This window comes from Sorangium sp. So ce448 (genome assembly GCF_051520915.1).
Lineage (GTDB): Bacteria > Myxococcota_A > Polyangia > Polyangiales > Polyangiaceae > Sorangium > Sorangium cellulosum_B.
Genome location: NZ_CP150343.1, coordinates 4,831,233 through 4,849,683 on the forward strand (window position 1 = coordinate 4,831,233; position 18,451 = coordinate 4,849,683).

Genomic DNA, 18,451 nt, shown 5'->3' on the forward strand with positions numbered 1-18,451 from the left:
CGCGTCCCCGCGATCCCTTGGCCACGCCGCGGACCTCGACGTGACCGAGACACCGTTGCGCGATGATTGAGCCGGTCGTATACGATGGCGTATTCGTGCACGATCCGCGCGTCGAGGCGGGCGAAAAAGGTCTGGTCGAGGATCGGCACGGGCCGAGCATACTCCAGGCGGGCTCGGGTGTGCTCGGCGTGACGATGCCCTCTCCCGCTTCGCAGTCTGCCGCTTCAGATGGCCTGTTCCAGGAGCCCTCTCGCCACCAGCCCCTCGAACTGCTGCGACAGCGCGCTGGCGAAGCGCGGGTCTCGCACCACGACGCCGACCTCGATGTTGTCGGTCTGCGCCGCCTCGCTGAAGTTGGCGGACGTCACCAGCGCCACCTCGTCATCGACGACGATGCACTTCGCGTGGAGCTGCGGCGCCTTGGCCTTCGAGAGCGCGCGGGGATCGTAAAACACCGTCGGTAGCGGTGCCCCGGACCAGTAGCGCTCGGCAAACCTGCGGCGGAACGCCGCCAAGGGATCCTCGCCGGCCGCTCTCCACTCCTTCATGAGATGATCGCTGATGTTGACGAACATCCGCACCTCGAACGCCGGATCCTTGCGCCTTCTCTCGACCAACGGCGCGAGCACCGACGGCGCGCCCAGGTTGTAGGTCGACAACAGCACCTTTCGACGTGCGTCCGCGAAGAGCTCGCGTACGGCGATCCCCGTGTCCCGGCTCTGGGAGGCGGCTTCGGGGCCAGACCACACGAGATCCAGCCGGCGATCGTCGGCGCGCTCCCACGCGGCACGTTCGGCCCCGACGAGCCGGAGCGCGGCGGCCGCCCCCGAGGGAGTCGGGAAGACGGTCTGGAGGGCGGTGAGCCCTCCGAGCAACACCTGAACCAGCTCGGAGTAGCCGCGCGCTCGCAGGGACAGCGCCGAGGGCGGCCACGCGAGCCGGCCGGACGCGAGCGCCTCGGCGAGATCGAACAGTGTCTGCGCCGGCACGCCTGGAAACGAGGACGTGCTCACCGCGCACCCCCTGCGCGATGAGAACGTGCCCCGGCGAAGAATGCCGCCCCGGCGTCCTGCACCGTCGGCACGACGAGCGCCCGGTCCAGGAACTCGTTCTGCCACTCGCAGCTGGGCTCCGCGACAAGCACGCAGCCGTGGCAGGCGGCGCCGTGGAAGAACCGCTCTTCCACCGCGCTGTGCGGCTCGTGCTGGGCGCACACCGGATCGTTCGAGCAGAGGGCGCCGTAGGCGAGCGCCGCGGTGATATGACGTTCCAGCTTGCGAGCGACGGCCGCGAGACCGCCGAGCGTGCCCTCCGCGTCCGGCGTCGAGGTGTAGAGCAGGATGCCGAAGCCCTCCGGCCCCGCGTAGATGCGCTCGCGGATCGAGCTCGCGGCGTAGCCGCACTCCAGCGACACCGCCGTGATCAGGAGATGCGAGAGCGAATGGAGCATCACGTATTCGACGCCGGGGAAACGCAGCGGCGCCCCCGGGCGGCCCGCGCGCCAGGCATCGACGCCCGCCTCGAGCTGGGCTTGGCGGGGCCGTACGGCGTCGCTGTCCGCCCACGTCTCGATGGCCTCCGGCTCGAAGGCCACGAAGACGCCTTCTCCGCGATTCTCCACGGCGGGGAGCCAGGTGGCCTCCTTGGCGAGCCGCGCGCGCCGCACGCCGAGATCGAGTGAGCCCTCGGCGTCACGGACAGGCGGCTCGAGCCGCGTGAACCCGAGCGTCGCCACCACCTCGCGCAGGCGGTGCACGGCGAGCACGCGGCGCACCGCCCGCAGCACCTCGGGGCGGCGTGCCGGCAACGCGATCTCGGTCGCGAAGAAATCGCTCTCCGGCAGATCGATGCCCAGGTCGTCGCTCAGGAGCTTCACCATCTCCGGCCCCTTGAACGACCTGGGCGCGGCCACGGGCGGTGCCGCCCGGCGCCGATGGATTGCCGCCAGCACCGTCACGTCATCGTGCCCGTTGAGCGCCTTGTCGACGTCCCGATTCCAGCGACGGGCCGCCTTCAAATCCTCCAGCGCCTCGACCTGGCTCAGCGCGGCATCCCAGACCGAGCCGACCGCCTCGTCGATCGCCGAGCGCTGCTCGGGGATGGAGATCACCGTGACCAGCTCCGGGAAATACGCGTTCGTCGCCGAGCGCACGAGCAGCCGGTTGCCAACCTTCTTCTGAGGCGCCTCGGCGGCCGGGGGACAGCCCTGCGGCCGCCCTCGCCACCGATCCGGTCCCAGCCACGGCTCGCAGCCCTCGCACGCGCCGAGCGGCATGTCGCCCGGATCGTTCGGCCGGCGCGGGATCGCCTCTGCCAGCGAGCGGGTCTTCTTGCATTCACGGCAGCGCACGAAGATGTCGGCGAAGTCGCCCGTCGTGCCGCGTTCATCCATCCACAGCTCGCCATGACAGCCGCTCCCCCCCTTGTGCACGAAGCGCCCCCAGTCGATGTCGCTCACGTGCCCGTACGGGCACGCCTGCACGAAGCGGATCGGGACGGCCTTGCGCTTGCCATACATCATCCCGCGGAACGCGTGGCGGTGGAGCAGCTGCCTTGAGCGCAGGCCGAGCTCATGATCCCAGCGCTCCTCCGGGGCGTCCGGCTGAAGGAGGAACCATTGCGGGAACTCCCAGACCACGATGCCCGCCGCACCCTCCTCGTTGCGGGGCAACGTCGGCGGCGTGTAGAGCTTGCGGATCCCCTGGCCGGCGAGCCTCGCCAGGAGGCGGGGCTCGTCCACCTCGCGGAAGCCGGAGCCGGCCTTTTCGGGATCACCCCAGTGCTCTAGCCCAGCGACGATCCCCGAGCGCTCGGTCAGATCGACCAGCGCGCCAGGACCGAACGTCGTGACGATCTGGCTGCGCCGGATCTGCCCGTCGGGGGGCACATGCTTCTCCTTCTTGGCGGCCATCACTCACCCTCGTTCTCAGGGATCCGCACGAAGAGGTTCACGCTCGGCTCGACGTCGCGGAGCGATCGCTGCGCCTTGAACTTGGCCGCGTCCTTGTCCTCGGGCGGCGCGTCCAGCGGATCGTAGAGCAGCCCCTGCTGGCCTCTCTCGGCGCTCGTGTAGCCCAGCACCGAGTGGCCCTTTCGGTGACGTTCGGCGACGCGCTGCCATGAATCGAAGAGGTCGCCCACGCGCTTACCCACGTCGACCGGCAGCGACGGCGCCTCGTCCCCGAGGGAGCCCTTCGCGCGCGCCTGAAACGCGTCCTTCACCCGCTCCACGAGCGGCCGCGCCGCCTCGATCTTCGCTGCTCCCTTCGTGGGGGTCATGCACGCCTCGGAGAGCCGCGCCAGCGCCACCGTGACCGCGGGCGCCGCGCGATCGATCGCGCGCGGCGAGAACGGCGTCACGCTCACGGCCTCCACCGCGCGATAGAAGCTCTCGTGGTAGGCCTGAAAGCGCTCGTAGTGAGAGCGATCGCGCGGCCGGTGCACGTTGAAGAGCGTCACCACCAGGCCGGGCAGCCGCGCCACGCGGCCGACGCGGCTCGTCGCCTGGATGTACTCGGCCGTCGTCTTCGGCTGCCCCAGCACGGCCATCAGGCCGAGCCGCGGGATATCGAGGCCGACGGAGATCATGTTCGTCGCCAGCACCACGTCGACCGGGCGCTTCTCCTTCTCGCGCGGCAGCGCGCGCAGGCGCTCCTGCGACTCGGCTACCCGGAACGTCGGCTCACGGCTCGTCAGCTCCACCACCTCTCCCAGAGATCGCTTGGCGAAGACAGCCGGCCGGCGCCTGTCGTAGGCGTAGAGGCGCGTCGTGACCTCGTCCTCGACGATACGCCGGCTGCCTCCGAGCTCTCGCAGGCTGTTGAAATAGCCGACGAGCGTCATGTACGGCGCGGCAGGGTTGTCTTTCACCGCATGTCCGCCCTCCTGCTCGTACAGCCGCTGCGCTGCCGAGAGCAGCGCCAGGTACGCGCGCAGCATCGTCTTCTTGAGGCTCCGTCCAGGGGCGGCGATGCCGACGTAGCGGCGGGCATTGGCGAAGCCGGGCGCCGCGCGGTGTTCGCGGGAGGGAGGCACGGGGACAGTGCACGCGAAGAACGAGTCGCGCCGGTCCGGGCCGGGCGGGGGGAACACCACCGTCTCCGGTCGCGCGAACAGGGCCCGGATCTGCTGGCTGGCCCGGCGCGCCGTGGCGGTCGAGGCGACGACCTTGGGCCGCGCGCCCGTCGCGTCCGTGGCCAGGGTGTCGATCGCTGTCTCGTAGAGCCCGACCAGCGTGCCGAGCGGACCGGCGATGAGGTGCAGCTCGTCCTGGATGATCAGATCCGGAGGCGGCAGGCGGCCCCCGGGGATGGGCGCGCCGACGCGCGGATCGTCGCAGGGACCGTAGAAACCGGCGGCGTCATGGCGCGCGACCCGGCCAAAGAGCGCGCCCGTCTCGCCCACCCAGGGGAGCTGCGCGAACTTGTCGACGGTGGCGAGCACGAAGCACGGGAGCCGGCGGTAGAGCGGGACGTCGACGGCGACGATCGGCAGCGGGCGGTCACCCGACCAGACGCAGCGCGGGTCGACGCAGCGCACCTCGAGCTGGGTGGGCGCGTCGTCGTCCGGCGTGAGACGGAAGCTCTTCGCCTTGAACGGCTCGCCGCACCAGGGGCACTTCTCCAGCGGGATCGGCACCGGATTGCCCTTCGAGCGATTCCGGTACGCGAGCGTCTTTTCACGCGCGGAGTGCGGGTCGTTGTCGCCCTTCTTGCCCATCCGGTTCGGCGTCGCGGCCCGGCCGACCCACAGGCCGATCTCGAACGGCCAGGCGCCGAGTCGCGGCTCTCCATCGCGCTCCAGCTCCAGCGCGCACACCAGCGCGGCGGCGCGGCGGAGCTGATCGAGGGTGAGCAGGCGGAGCGTGTAGCGCATCAGCACGCTCACGCCCGCGCCGCGGATGTCGCCGTGGCGCAGGCGGCGGTAGACCAGCGTGAACGCGGCGAGGCCGAGGTACGCCTCGGTCTTGCCGCCGCCGGTGGGGAAGAAGAGGAGATCGACGTCGCGCCGGCTCGCGTGCTCCGGGTGGACGATGCCAGGCACGTTCATCAGCACGAACGCGAGCTGGAACGGGTACCAGGCGGGGGCGTCGTTCGGGCGGCTCACCCGCGCGACGCGCGCCATGGCGCGGTTGGCGATCCGGAAGGCGAGCGCCGCGTCGGGATCGGCGAGCGCCGCGATGCCTTCGCGGATCCGCCCCTGCACGTAGCGCGCGTTGCCCATGAGCTCGGCGAGGACCGAGCGGTGCGCCTCCTCGGCGAGAGGCGTCTTGGCCTGGTCCTCGATCCACTGCAGGTACGCGTCCGTGAGCGGGAGCAGCGCGGCGGGCAAATCGGGCGCTTCAGCCAGCGCCGCCATCCCCATCTCGGCCACGCCCGCGGCCGCCGGCACCACCTTCTCGACCTCGGCGCTCGGGATCCACACGGTCTCGACATGCCGGCAAGCCCCGTCGCCGTCGAGCTTCGCCTCGGTGGCCACGCCGTGGCCGACGGCGTACTCGAATGCGTCGCGGTACTGGAGATCGGCCATCTGCTCGTCGAAGTCCGCCGGCGCGCTGTGCCCATCGTCGCGGCCGCGCAGGTTCGGCCGGCCCACGAAGCCCGGATCGCAGCTCATCGAGAGGCTGACCTGGAAGGCCGTGGAGCTGTCGCGGGGCGTCACCGGCTGTCGCCGGTTCACCAGGAACACGCTCGTCGCGGTGCCGCCGCCGCCGACGGTCCGCGAGAGCACCTGGAGCTCGAGCCCCTTGTGCTCCTCGAGGGCGATGATCGTCGGCTCCCTCTCGTCCGGCTCGATGGTGACGGTTCGGCTCTCCGCGCGCGGCTTGCGCCGCCAGGGCCTGTCGCGCTTGAGCTGTTCCCCCGCGGGCGCGTCGTCGCGAACGTAGTCGCCCCAGCGCGCCGTGACGTCGATCGTCCTCGTGCCCGGCGGGAGCAGCACGCTGATGCCGATGGACGCAGGCAAGAGGACCCTGCGCTTGGAGACCTCCTCGGGCTGCGTGGCGTCCTCCCCGTCGCCGCTGTCGCCAGGGGCCTCGAGCTCGTCGTCGGCCTCCGGGTCGGAGCGCGCGGCCTCTCCGCCCTCGAACGGGACGAGGAAGCCTGTGAGGTACCAGCGGGACGGCGACTCCTCCAGGGCCTCTTCTGGCTCGGTGGGGCCGATGAGGTCCTCGCGCAGCACGTCGACGAGGCGATCCCGAACATCCACCGGATCCATCACGGGGCGCTCCTCCTGATGATCTCGACGCTATCGCGGAGATTGGGCTGGTCACAAGGGCGCCGCTGCTCGGGGAGGAGCGGGCAGAGATCCAGCGCCGCCTCGCGGAGCCATTCCCTCAGCCGCTCTCGCTCGTGGTCATCGGCGCCCGCGATGCGCCGCTCCAGCGCCCGCACGAGGGCCTCCTGATCGGGCTGACCCAGCGCGTAGCGGTACAGCGCGAGGGCGTTCTCGAGCTCGGCCAGGCGGCGCTCCTGCTCCGAGAAGCCTGGCCGCACGATCGTGCGCCGGATCCTCGCCCCGTGGAAGTCCCACCAGGGGACGAGGCCACCGGCCGACTCCCGGTCGCGAAAGCGCTCGGCGAGCACGTGCCAGGGGCTGCGATCCCGCGCGAGCTCCCCGATGCGGGCCGCGAGCGCCTGGCGCACCGCGAGGCCACCGTAGCGGGCGACCCGTCCTTCGCGCTGCTCGAGATCCACCGGGTTGCTCGGCAAATCCCAGTGGACGACGTGGCCGCAGTAGCGGTGAAAGTCGAGGCCCTCTTGCCCGATCGAGGTCGTGACCAGCGCCATCGGGCGGAAGGGCGAGTTGAACGCCTGGCGCACGGTCTCGCTGCGGAGGGGCTCGCCGGAGTCGGCGCTGGCCTCGCTCGACGTCAGGCCGAAGGGCAGCGCGGCGTGGCAGCGCAACGGCAGCTTGGTCCGCTTCGGCCCGAGGCCGTCGACCTCGAGGCGCACGCCGCGGATGGCGAGCACGTTCCCGAGCTCGGTGAGCTCCGCTTCGCCGTCTTCGCCGCTCGGCCCGGGGCGCCCGAGGCCCTGCAAGCCAACCAGGTACTCGTCGAGGACCGCCTCCAGGTTCCCGTCCCACACCGCCCGGCGGAGCGCGATCGGGTGCGGCTGGGTCGCCGCCCGCCGCTTCCAGGCTGGCTTCCGCGCGGCTTGCGCGGCCAGGATCCTGTGCCACTCGGGCGCGTCCAGGTGCGTGCGCAGCGCGACCAGCGAGATGCGAGCCACGTTCGCGATGCTGGCGGCCTTGTCCTCCGCCTGGCCGAACACTCTTGTCTTCGCCCGCCAGAGCACCATCCCCGGCGCCGTGAGCGCGTGCTCGGCGAGGTCGTCGAGCTCCGCCGGTGAAGGCGCGCCCTCTGGCCCGCCGGGCGCCTCGAGGAGGTGCTGGCACGCGGCCGCCACGCCTCGATGCTCCGCGCGCAGCCCGCTGGCCGCGCTCTCGATGCCCTCTCGCAGCGCCCTCCAGGTGGGCGCCGCGCGCTCCACGTGCAGCGCCCACTTCCACGCCGGCTCACGCCGCTCCCTCTTTTTGTCGATGCCGAGGACCTCTTCGAGCCGCGCCCTGACGCGCTCGCGCGCCGTCGCGAGATCCATGTCCTTCGCCATCTCGATGGCCAGCGGGTCGCCAAGCTCCGCCAGCCGTGGCAGCGGCAAGAACATCAGCAGCAGCCGGAGATCGTGTCCTCTGGAGGCCCCGAAGGTGAACGCCGGCGGCGGCGGACGGAGCAGCTCCCGCCGGTCTCGGCCGCGCGCTCGCCCTTTCCGCGCCTTGCGCGCTTCCGAGCGCTGGCGCGTCCAGTAGCCGAAGCGACGACTGCCCTCCGGCTGGAAGGCGGCGCGCTCGGCCTCGTAGCTGAGGAGCGTCGCGAGCGCGCGCGGGACCGCGCGGAAGCGCGAGAAGACCAGCGTCTTCGACGGCTTCTCCGCGCCGGTGGCCGCCTCCCGGAAGACGCCGCCGAGCGGCCACCACGGGCGGGAAGGCGGTATCCAGGGCAGGGCGAGCACCTGCCGCGGCATCGCGTCGAGGAGCGCCCGGAGCTTCGGGCTCGGATGCTCCGCGTGTGAGTAGTCGCGGAGCCGCGTCCGGCTGAGGCGGACCTCCGCCGCGGGGGTCGCGGCCTTCGCCAGGTCCGCGTGGCGGCTGGCGACATAGTCCTGCCGCATCATCTGGATCGGGTAGGGGATGGAGGACCAGAGCGGCTCGACCATGTGCTGATCCTCGGGGCGCACGCAGGCCGCGAAGTGCCGGAAGACCGCGAGATCCCGCGCTTCCACCGGGGCCGTCCGCTGCGCCGACCGCGCGCGCGACAGCTCCGCGTCCATCAGGGCGCGCCGCTCGGTCCGGGCCATCACGCGCTTGAGCTGCTGCTCGAGGCGCCGCCGCACGGCGTGCACGGCCTCGGAGCCGGGTGGATCGCGGACGATGCGCTCTTGATAGAGCTGGAAGTCCTCCTGGAGCCGCGGGAGCTCCTTCGCGGCCGAGTCGCCGTGCAGGAAGCGAAGCAGGTCGAAGAACTCGTCGTGGTGCCGGCCACCCTCGCGGAAACGCGCGTACATCCGGTACGGCGTCGCGGACAGCAGCAGGACGGCAGGCCGCTCCGCTGGATCCGCCTTGGGACGCAGCATCGTCCGGACGACATGGTGGGCCTCCTCGATGCGATCGTCGTCCTTGTCCTGCCCGTCCGTCTCCTCTTCCTCGCTGGTGGGGAGCACCTCGAAGAAGCGCTGGAACTCGTCGAAGATCAAGAGCCCGGGGGCGAGCTCCTCGATCACGGCGAGCGTCATGGCGCGGCGCAGGAGCTCGACGGTCTCGCGGCGTTGCTCCGCGTCGTCGAACCGGGCGCGGAGGCGCTCGTGAATGCTTTGACTCCAGGCCTGCGGGCTGAGGCCGAGCTCCTGCGCGAGGTGCGCGCGGAAGCGGCGCAGGTACCCGGCTCCGCGCTCGGGCCATTGCACCCGTTTCCAGGCGTCGCGCCAGGAGTCGGGGCTCGCCTGGCCCATCATGGCGTCCTTGAACCCACGGAGCCTGGGGAGATCCGGCCAGATCTGCTCGATCGCCTTCCCGATCAGGGCGCGCTCGGCCAGCCTACCCGTGCCTGCCTGGAGCGAGGTCCCAGGGGTCAGCGAGTAGAGGTGAAAGGGCGCGTCCGGCGGCGCCTCGAGACCAGGGATCTCCGTCAAGCGACCCACCTTGACCTGCGCCGCCTCCCGCTGCTCCTCGGTCGGCAGCACGTCGAGCAGTCGTGTGGTGTTCTGGCTGGCGATGCCGAGGCTCGAGCAGACATAGAAGACCCGGAGCGTCCGCCCCTCGGCGCTCGCGTCCGCGCACAGGCCCTCGATCACCCCCTGGGCGATCAGCGTCTTGCCCAGCCCGACCTCGTCGGCGACGAGGAAGCGCCGTGAGCCCTTGCGCTCGCGGAGCCGCGCGAGCGCGTGATCGACCGTGGCTTGCTGGAACGCCTTCCTCGTCGTCGCGCTCATCGGCCGTAGGCCTCCTCCACGGCCTGCCAGACCTGCCAGAGCTCACCGAGCTGGGGATCGCCGCCGGCTACCGCCGCAGCGCGGTACTGCTCGATGGCCTTGCCCAGGTTGGCGACCGTCTGCTCCGGGGCCTTCGCCAGCGCGCGCAGGATCGTCTCGACACGAAGCTCTTCCGTGGAGCGGCCCTGCGAGCCGTCCCCGTGGCCCGGAGCGCCGGCGCGCGCCTCGCCGGGTAGCTCGTCGAGGCCGTCTCCCGCGTCCGGATCGAGGTAGCCGCGAAGGTACTCGAGGAACTGCCGCGGGCCGAGCACGCTGCGGAGCAGCGCGCCGTCGCGCTGGTCGTCGAGCTCCGGCTCGAGCGTGACGTGCTGCACCCAGGCGCGCTCCAGCGCCTCCGGGCCGGCCCCCGCGCGCAGCGTGAAGATCAAGAACGCGGTCCGCTCCGCCCGATCGCAGGCCGGCATCGCCGTGGCGCGTGCCTCCGGGGCCCAGGGCGACGCCACCTTCGGCTGCGACAGCCGCGCGACGCGCAGGTCGAGCTGCCCCAGCGCCCGGGGCAGCGGAGGCGCATCGGCTTCGAGGCGCGCTCCCTCCGCGCCGTGCTCGTGGAGCGTGTAGCGCCGCGCGGCCACGTAGCGATGGGCGTCGTCGAGCGCCTTGATCTCCGCGTCGGGGCCGGCCGCCGGCTTGCTGGGCGCGTGATACTCGCAGGACCTGTCCGTGGACCAGTCCCACAGCGCGTCGGCCAGGGCGGGGTTGCCGGAGAGCAGCAGCCATGCCTCGGCGTTGGCGCCGAGCCAGCCGGGGCGCGTGAGGTTGGCGCTGCCGATCAGCACGTGGGCGCGGCGCCGATGCCAGACCGCAACGACCTTCGCGTGCAGGCCGCGGGGCTCCTCGGTGATCTCTGGATCTTCCCGGGTGGCCGCCTCGGGCGCCTCCGTCGCGGGCTCGCTGCGGAGCACGACCGGCTCGTCACGGGCGATCTCCATGAAGCGTGGCTCGAGCTTCTCCAGCGCGGCGTGCTGCCTGTCCGCGATCCGGTCGAGGTGCTCGGTCCCGGACACGAGCCGGCGCTCCGGGGCCTCTCCCCAGCGCGCCGCGACCTGCTTGACGCTGTCCGCGTCGAGGAACGGCGAGAGTATGAGCACGCGCCGGGCGTCCTCCGGCAGCGAGAGCAGTGCCGTCTCCGGCCAGGCCATGCGCTTCCGCCCGTGGAAGCCGAAGCGCGCCTCGGTCACCCCGGGCGGCGGCTTCCAGGACACGGAGCCCAGATCGCGGAAGCGCTCGGCGAAGCTCCTGGTCCCGCCCGCCTCACAGGCGAAGCGCACGAAGTCCACGAGCTCGTCGTGGCCGTCGAGCCCCGCCGCCTTACCGACGTAGCCCTCCAGCGCGACCCCGAGATCCCACGACGCGTCGCGGGTCAGGTTGCGGGATCCGACCACCAGCACGTAGCGCGCGCCGCCCGCCTCCTCGCCGGCGGCGCGCTGTCGCACGACCCAGACCTTGGGGTGGAACGAGCCCTCCGCGAGCGGCAGGCTCACAGGCCGGACGACGCGGTCCAGGAGCGGGAGCACGCCCGGATGGGTCCCCGGGCGCCAGTGGATGCACCCCTGCTGCACGACCACCCGGACGTGCTCCGAGAGCCGGTTCATGGCGCGCAAGGCGGCCGTCAAGCTGAAGTCCGCCGTGTCGCGCGCGGCGCCGTCGAGCGTGACCAGCGCGGCGGCGCAGGTGATCAGGTCCAGGGAATACGACGTCCCCAGCGCGCAATCGGTGACGTAGCCCGCAGGCGGGCGGAGCCAGTCCAGGAGCGCGAGGCAGGCGGCGCGCGCTCGCCGCTCGTCGCCCTCGGCGTCGCTCATGGGAAGAGCCCTCCGTGCAGGTCGAGGAGCAGCCGCCGCGTGACCTGGTACCGGAAGTCCAGCCCTTCGACCCTGACGGTCCTGGCGTCGAAGCCCTCGCGCCGTGTGAGCCCGTCGCTCTCCGGCAAGCGCGCGCGCCCCCGCTTCCGGCGTCGCTCGATCCGGGTGAACAGCTCGCGCGTGCTCGAGTCGAGCAGCAGGGCATCGACCTGCTTGGCCCTCTTGATGGACTGAAGGCGGGACTGAACGTGATCGAGGAGCGAGCGGAGATCCCCGGGCAGGTGGATGTCGCCGGCCAGCCCCGCGAGGTCGAGCGCCGCGGCCTCGTCCACGGTCGTCTCCTCGTTGCCCGACCAGTAGTCGTACAGGCCATTTCGGTAGGCGAAGACATCGTCGGGCGTCGGCCGCCCGGCCCGTCGCAGGTCGATCTCCCGTTGACCCTCGACGAGCGCCGCGTAGATGGCGCGCACCATCTCGGCGATCGCCGACGCTCCCCGGGTCCGCTCCACGGCCTGGACGACCGAGGCCGTCCTCTCTCCGTGGCCGCCGTTCCGCTCGTCCAGCGCGCGGGCGGCGTCGAGCATGAAGGCGTCGTCCCAGAGCCGGTCGCTCGTGGGCCGCCGGCTCTTCTTCAGCATCGAGGCCGCCATGCCAAGCAGGAAACCGGGCTGGGACGCCACGAGTCGATCGCGCAGGAACTGGGCCTCTTTCGGCTCCAGCGAGAAGCGCACCTCGTGGTCCTTGTTCATCCACCACGTCGGCACGCCCGGCACGTCGAAGCAGCCGAGCGGCGGCTCATCGAGATCCTCGTCGCCGCGGCGGATGTCGTCGCGGCGCAGGATCCGGCGCCGATCCCAGCGGGCGAGGAGCTGCGCGCGGGAGGCGCTGCCGTCGTAAAGGCGGAAGGTGCGGAGCGCGGTCCAGTAAGCGACGTCGGGCGGCTGCACGGGTGGGCGCGGATAGACCTCGCCGCCGATGATCCCGTTGCCCCGCTCGGTCTCGCGGAGGCGGCTGATGAGCCAGGCCTCCGCGCTCTCCTTCAGGGCGCCGGCGTTCTCCGGGCTCGAGCGGCGCTGGCTCGCCATCCAGAGGTAGGTCCACGGGACGAAGAGCAGGTAGCGGGCGCGGGTTTGCAGGACCGAGGTGCCCGGGAAAAAGGTGTCGGCGTAGCCGGCGTGGAGCGCGCCAACGCCCATCTCGTCGAGCACGCCCTTCTCTTGCCCCTCCAGCTCCGCGCGCATGGTACGGAGGGCGGCAGAGGAGATATCGATCCAGCCGACGGTGCTCGTGAAGGCGGCCAAGGTAGTGGCCACTACTAGACGCGGGCGCGCGGGGGGCTGTCAAGGCGCGCTGGAGGCTCGGATCAGCCTCCGTAGAAGCAGCTCCGAGGGCCGTGCGGGCGGCGAGCTGCTGCCCACGACCGCGGTTGAATCAGGCCTTGCGCTCTCTCGCCGCGAGCCGCTCCTCTTCGGCCCGCGCCTGGTTCAGCGCCAGCAGCCGGGCCAGCACCTCGTCGCGCACGTCGTCCGGCCAGCGGTAGCGCCACGGCTTCTTCCGCCGTGGTTTGCCGGGCTGGTCGGCCGTGTCCTCGTCGTCCTCGTAGTCGAGCAGGAACGTGCAGGCCGGCTGAAGGTCGGTCCAGCCGTAGGCATCGAGCACCGCCCGGTCCATGGCGTCGTGGAGAGCGCGGAGCTTCAGAATTTCTGGATCCTGCTCGTCGGGGTCGTGGAAGCGGTTGTAGGTGGCGGTGAGGCCCTGGTTGTTGGCCACCATGAGGGCGGCGCGGAAGTCGTAGTAAGCCTTGCCGGCGGCTTCGAGGGTCGCGTTCTGCTCCCAGACGGGCGGGAAGGGGAAGGTTTCGAAGCAGTCGGATGGCGTATAGACCGGGTCGTCCTTCATGGTCGACCCAAAGAAGAGCGCCCAGGCCTCGTGCGCCCGCGAGCTTAGAATGGTAAACGCACCTCGGTGCTGAAACGAGAAGACGATAAGCTTCTGATCATAGACCATGCCATTCGGTACGAACGTGAAGCTTCGATATTTGCTGGTTTGGCCGCATACGAGGATCTCAGGTGTTGCCCGAATTGCTTCGTAAAGAGCCGGTGCGGCTTCGCCGAAACGCCACCAATATTTGGCACGAACTTCACGCTTTTGAGCGAGTCGCGCCGGCTTCACCTTGGCTTCGACGATCGCGATAAGATCGGGCCACTGTCGCGCTTCAGTCTCGCTCATCTGGCCAAAGTTGATTACGAAACGATGTGTCCTGTGCTCTGGATGTGAGTTTAGATCCTCGCCGCCAAGATATGGGAAGATGCGCTCCTGGTTCCGAGGATCCTTCGTGATGAGGCGACGCATTTCAGTGATCGACGTCGCTTCCGGATTCGTTTCGTCGAATGTGAAACCGAGGCCTAGAACATAGCTTCCAACAAAGCTCTTATCTGAGTTGGCTCTCAGTGGTACGGGATCTGCGTCTTGGCCTTGATGGAACAGAAACGCTGAGATTCGCTGCGCCGACTTGCCGTCAAGAACAGGAACCAAGGTGTTATCTGGAGCCTTCTGGATATGGATGATACTGACGATGACCGCAGCCATCCCCGGCCACTTGTGCCGGCGAGTCGCATTGTAGATGACGCCCTCATGCTGGCAGATCCATCGGAGCCCAGAGGCTCGCGTGTCGCCCTGCGCAATCGTGTTCGTGGCGATAAGGCCGAGGGTCCCATTCTTACGCAGTTTGCTGAACGCCCGCCGGAAGAAGTGCGCCACGAGATCCGAGTTGCCGTGGGCTTCCTCGTGAATGGTCTTGAGCCACTCGATGTACAGGTCGCCGCCCTTGGTCGCGCTCAGCGTGTTCTTCCCGGCGAACGGCGGATTCCCCACGAACGCATCGAACCCCGGGTTCTCTCTGGAGAACACCTCGGGAAACTCGATCTCCCAGTGAAACGGCCGCAGCGCCCCGAGATCCGGCTCCCGCGCCGCCGAGAGCTGGATCTGCAACCCCTTCGTGTACTCCTCCAGGCGCTTCCTCCGCGCCTTGTCCTTCGTCTCTCCGAAGAAGCACTCCACCACCAGGTCGCCCGCCTTGCGCACCTGCGCCAGCGCCGAGTCCGCGTCCCGGAGCAACCGCAGCTTCTCCCCCGTGTCGTCCGACTCCGCCAGCGCGTGAATCTGCGCCCGCAGCCGCTCGGCCTCCTGGATGGCCTCGTCCACGACCTTGCGCAGGAGCGGCACCTGCTTCCCGGGCGCCCATGAAAAACTCGCGATCTGCTCCCGCGTGAGCCCTACCAGCGAGTCGCCCTCCCGCAGGGCATGATCGAGGAACGTGAAGGGGTGATCCTTGGCCAGCGTCACCAGCCACAGCGACAGCTTGGCGAGCGCCACCGCGAACGGGTTCTTGTCCACCCCGTAGATGCAGCGCTGCGCCACCAGGCGCATGGCGCACAGCTCCTCGGTCTCGTCGGGCGGGATGGTGGGCCTGTCCTCCGGCCACCGCTTCCAGGCGACCACGAGCGCGCCGGCGAGCTGCCGGCAGGACTCGACCAGGAACGCGCCCGAGCCCATGGCCGGATCGCAGAGCTTGAGCTCGAGGAGCTCCGCCGCCCGCGCCCCGCCTTCCTTCTCGGAGAGCCGCGAGAGCAGCGGCGCCAGGGTCTTCTCGACGATTGGCTTCGTCAGCTCGCGCGGCGTGTAGTGCGAGCCCGAGCGGCGCCGCTCCTCGGTCGGCTGGAGGTAGAGCGTTCCCGCCGGGAAGATCCCGGGCCGCCGCGGCGACACGCTCTTTTGCAGGGCCGCGGCGAGCGCCTCGGCCGATCCCGCCTTCTTCACCTCGGCAGCGGCCGCGCCCGAAGGTTTGCAGTCCACCTCGGCGAGGAGCTTGAGCCGCTCGTCGGGCTTCTTCGCCAGGAGCTCGGCGAGGTCCACCACGGCGTGGTGCGGGCGCAGGCAGATCGATGGACCGCCCGCGCTCTCCAGCGTGTAGCCCATCATGGCCTCGTACACGCTCCCGATCTGCTCCACGTCGAGCGAGCGGTACGAGATGCGCTCGCGCACGCCCTTGCCCTTCGGCTCCAGGTAGAGGAGCTGGTGCAGCACGCGGAGCACGGTGCCGTCGGAGACGCGCGGCGGGTCGATGCGATCGCGCTCGCCGCGCACGTCACGGTAGGCGCGGCCCTCGAGGAACGCGTAGGCGTTGGGATCGAAGAGCTCGCCCAGGCGGGCGGGGAGCCTCAGCGTGCGGTGGCGCGCGCCGAAGAAGATCATCGAGAACAGGGAGAGGAGCTGGGCCCAGGCGCCGTAGCGCTGGTCCATGGTCTCGCGGTAGCGCGCGTCGTCGTCCCGCAGCCGCTCGTACAGGCCCGCGATGGAGTAACCACCTTCGAAGAGCTCGTCGGTCGGGAGCAGGCCCCGGTCCTCGGCATAGAGCAGGAAGACCAGGCGCATGAGGGTCGCGAGCAGGCCGCCGTAGATGTGGGCCGGATCCTCGGCGAGCTCGTGCGCGAGCAGGCGCTCGCCCGAGAGGGCGCGCGCGGACTGGAAGCCGGCGAGGAGGTCGGCGAGCGCGCCCATGACCTGCTCGGCGAGCTCGTTCGAGACCTCGTTCTGGTAGCGCCGGCTGGCGCGGAGGATGGCCGGGAGCCGGTGCTCGGTCGGGCCCTGGAGCAAGGTGTCGCGCAGCAGCATGACCATGGCGCCGAGCACCTCGCGGCCGGCGGTCTGGACCATGAGCGACACGGGGAAGGTGAGGTGACCGGTGGTCTCGGTGCGCGGGGCGTAGACGAGGCGGACGGCCGCGCCGTTGATCAGGAGGCCGATGGGTACCTCGCGCTCGTGCAAGAGGCGCTCGAAGCGCGCCTCGGGGCTCGCCGCCCAGCGGTGGCCGATGGCGGGGAGGGGCCGGTCGAGATCGACCTCCTCGACGCGCACCAGGACGAGCGGGCCGCCGCTCGGCGCGAGGAGCGCGTAGCTGGCCTCGATGCGGTCGTCGCCGAAGTCCGGGAGGCGAACGGTGAGGTCGGGGAGCGGGGGGCCCCCCGGGGCGCCGGCGAGGCGCTCGATGGGCCAGCCGAACAGGCCTGTGAGCAGCGCGACGGGATCGTCGAGGACGAGGTCCTCGTCGTCGCCGGCGCGGGCCCGCAAGGCCTTCTGCACCTCGCGCGCTGTCTTCTTGTCGGCGAGCGGAGGGACGAGCTCGAGGAAGCGCTGCTGGAGCTCGGGTAGCTCGCTCCTGTCGAAGTACGCCTGCGCGGCGAGGAGCGCCGGCACCGTGACAACCAGGCCGACGTGCTCTTCGGTGAGGTTGCCGAGCCAGCCCCGGTGCGCCTGCGCGAGCTCCTGTTCGTTCGCCGTCATCCCGACCTCGGCCAAAGATACACGAGGCCGACCACCTCACGGCGGACCGATCGTACCTCGTAGTGCGCCTGGATCTGCTCGGCCTCGCGCTCCGCCTGCGGGCCGAGCTGCTGGAGCCCTCGCTACCTCAGTCTACGCATTCGACGGAGCGACTTGCCTGATCGAGGAGAACGAGGACTGACGCTCCTGCCTCACGCGACGCGCGTCCCTTGGATCGTGAGCTTCGCCCCATTCAGCGTGCTGCTCACGACGCGGACGACCAGGCCAGCGCTGTCGAGGAGAGCGTAGGCCGGTTGTGCCATGAGCTGCGGGTTGCCAGGGAACTCGGCGCGCTCGACGTCGAGCGACGCCTGTGCGCCGATGGTCAGAGCATCCAGCGCCTCCTGGTCGCACGCGGAGACGGTCACGATCACATCCTGCGCGTGCCCGCGTCCGTCGGCGTTCACGCGGAGCTGCGCCTCGACAGGTTGCCTTGCCTCCTCGCGCAGAACGGCGAGGGACTCGATGAACGCCGACTTCTTGACGAACTCGACGAGCCACGCCTCGAGAAGTTCGGGCTCGCCGAGCCTGGTGGGGCTGTCGCCGGATGCGATAATCGCATCTCCTTCGAAGAAAAACGTCAGCATGATGCTGCCCCGGCTGGGTCGGTGCTCCGGGTAGAGCCAGACACCGAGCTTCCGGGGATCCGCAAGGGGGTCGAGGCGAGCTCCGATCCCGAGCTTCCGGAGTGTGTTGACGAATTGTTCGAGGACCTCGCGGAAGGGCTTCCCGGGCTCGGTGTCGGTCCCAGCCTCTGCGATCCTCACGGCTGCGATCAGTTTCTCAGCGAATGACATGATTGCCTTCCTTCGATCAGACCCGGAGATGCCCCTCGACGGGCATATGGTCGCTCACGCTCGGCGCAGCGAGCGCAGCGTTCCAGACCGGTGTCGTGGCCACGGTCGTGAGGATCTGGGAGCGCGTGCCGCTGTATGAGCCCTTGTCGACCGCGATGAAGTCGATGGTCTTGGCTTGAACAATGCCTGAATCCCTGAACCGATAGGTTCCCATAGCGACGTTGCGGGGCTGCACGACGTAGAGCGGAGGGTGCTCGAAGCCTCGACGCTGGGCAAAGGACGGCTCGTCGAAAGGCGAGAAGCCCTCGCGGAGTGCGTAAAAGCAGTGCCAGCTCTGCATCTCCGGGGCGGACCATTCGCAGTTCCAATCCCCGAGGACGATTGTGTGATCGCAGCGCCAGGGGATCTCGTTGATGGCGTGACGGAGGAGCGCTCGGGATCCGCCCCGATCCTCCGCTACTTTCATATCCGACTGGCTCTTTGCGTGAAGGCCAATGACCGAGATCGTCTTTTTCGGGGCGTGCACCTCGAAGCGGGCGGCGACAAACTCGCCATCCTCGTCAGCAACGGCGTCCAGCAGCACGAGGTGGGGATGATGGGCAATCGCCGGGAACTTGGCGAACGCAAGCCCGGTAGGGGCCTCCCGACCGCGAAGATCGGGCGAGAACGTTGAGACGACCTCGATCCCCTGCGCCGTGAGGTCAGCGACTTTCTTCCCGGTCCGGGCCTTGGCAAGATCGGACCTGCCGGGGAGCTCCTGGACACAGGCGATGAAGAGGCCGCGCGCTCCGTGCTGAGCGAGGTGCTTGACCGCGAGGTCGTGCGCGGCCCTGTCCTTCTTCAAATTCCACGTGAACAGGTAGATCTCCGACACGTCTCGTGATGCTTCGGACGCCGTGTCGTGTCAAGTCCCCGGTGCGCC

General features: G+C 70.1%; 9 protein-coding genes. All 9 read right to left on the minus strand.

From position 1 onward, the window contains the following. Positions 1–224 precede the first annotated feature (224 nt). A complete protein-coding gene (drmC, locus tag WMF45_RS18245; protein WP_437718147.1) occupies positions 225–1,013 on the minus strand; it encodes a DISARM system phospholipase D-like protein DrmC in 789 nt (262 codons plus the stop codon). After that, positions 1,010–2,911, minus strand: a complete 1,902-nt coding sequence (gene drmB / locus WMF45_RS18250; RefSeq protein WP_437718148.1) for a DrmB family protein — start codon at positions 2,909–2,911, stop codon at positions 1,010–1,012. Before drmB ends, drmC begins: the two co-directional genes overlap by 4 nt. After that, positions 2,911–6,216, minus strand: coding sequence for a DISARM system helicase DrmA (gene drmA / locus WMF45_RS18255; RefSeq protein ID WP_437719551.1), 3,306 nt, complete (start codon positions 6,214–6,216; stop codon positions 2,911–2,913). The genes drmB and drmA overlap by 1 nt, the downstream gene beginning before the upstream one ends. After that, complete coding sequence (locus WMF45_RS18260) at positions 6,216–9,488, minus strand: DEAD/DEAH box helicase (protein WP_437718149.1); 3,273 nt, start codon at positions 9,486–9,488, stop codon at positions 6,216–6,218. The genes drmA and WMF45_RS18260 overlap by 1 nt, the downstream gene beginning before the upstream one ends. Next, complete coding sequence (locus WMF45_RS18265) at positions 9,485–11,350, minus strand: hypothetical protein (RefSeq protein WP_437718150.1); 1,866 nt, start codon at positions 11,348–11,350, stop codon at positions 9,485–9,487. Before WMF45_RS18265 ends, WMF45_RS18260 begins: the two co-directional genes overlap by 4 nt. After that, positions 11,347–12,651 carry a DUF6361 family protein gene (locus WMF45_RS18270; RefSeq protein WP_437718151.1) on the minus strand — a complete coding sequence of 435 codons (1,305 nt, stop codon included), beginning with the start codon at positions 12,649–12,651 and terminating at the stop codon, positions 11,347–11,349. Before WMF45_RS18270 ends, WMF45_RS18265 begins: the two co-directional genes overlap by 4 nt. Before the next feature lie 130 nt (positions 12,652–12,781). Next, entirely contained in the window at positions 12,782–16,693 is a 3,912-nt protein-coding gene (locus WMF45_RS18275; RefSeq protein ID WP_437718152.1) for an Eco57I restriction-modification methylase domain-containing protein, read from the minus strand. A 191-nt stretch (positions 16,694–16,884) separates the two neighbouring features. Next, positions 16,885–17,499, minus strand: a complete 615-nt coding sequence (locus WMF45_RS18280; protein ID WP_437718153.1) for a hypothetical protein — start codon at positions 17,497–17,499, stop codon at positions 16,885–16,887. 46 nt (positions 17,500–17,545) lie between these two features. Next, positions 17,546–18,403, minus strand: a complete 858-nt coding sequence (locus tag WMF45_RS18285; RefSeq protein ID WP_437718154.1) for a hypothetical protein — start codon at positions 18,401–18,403, stop codon at positions 17,546–17,548. Positions 18,404–18,451 lie beyond the last annotated feature (48 nt).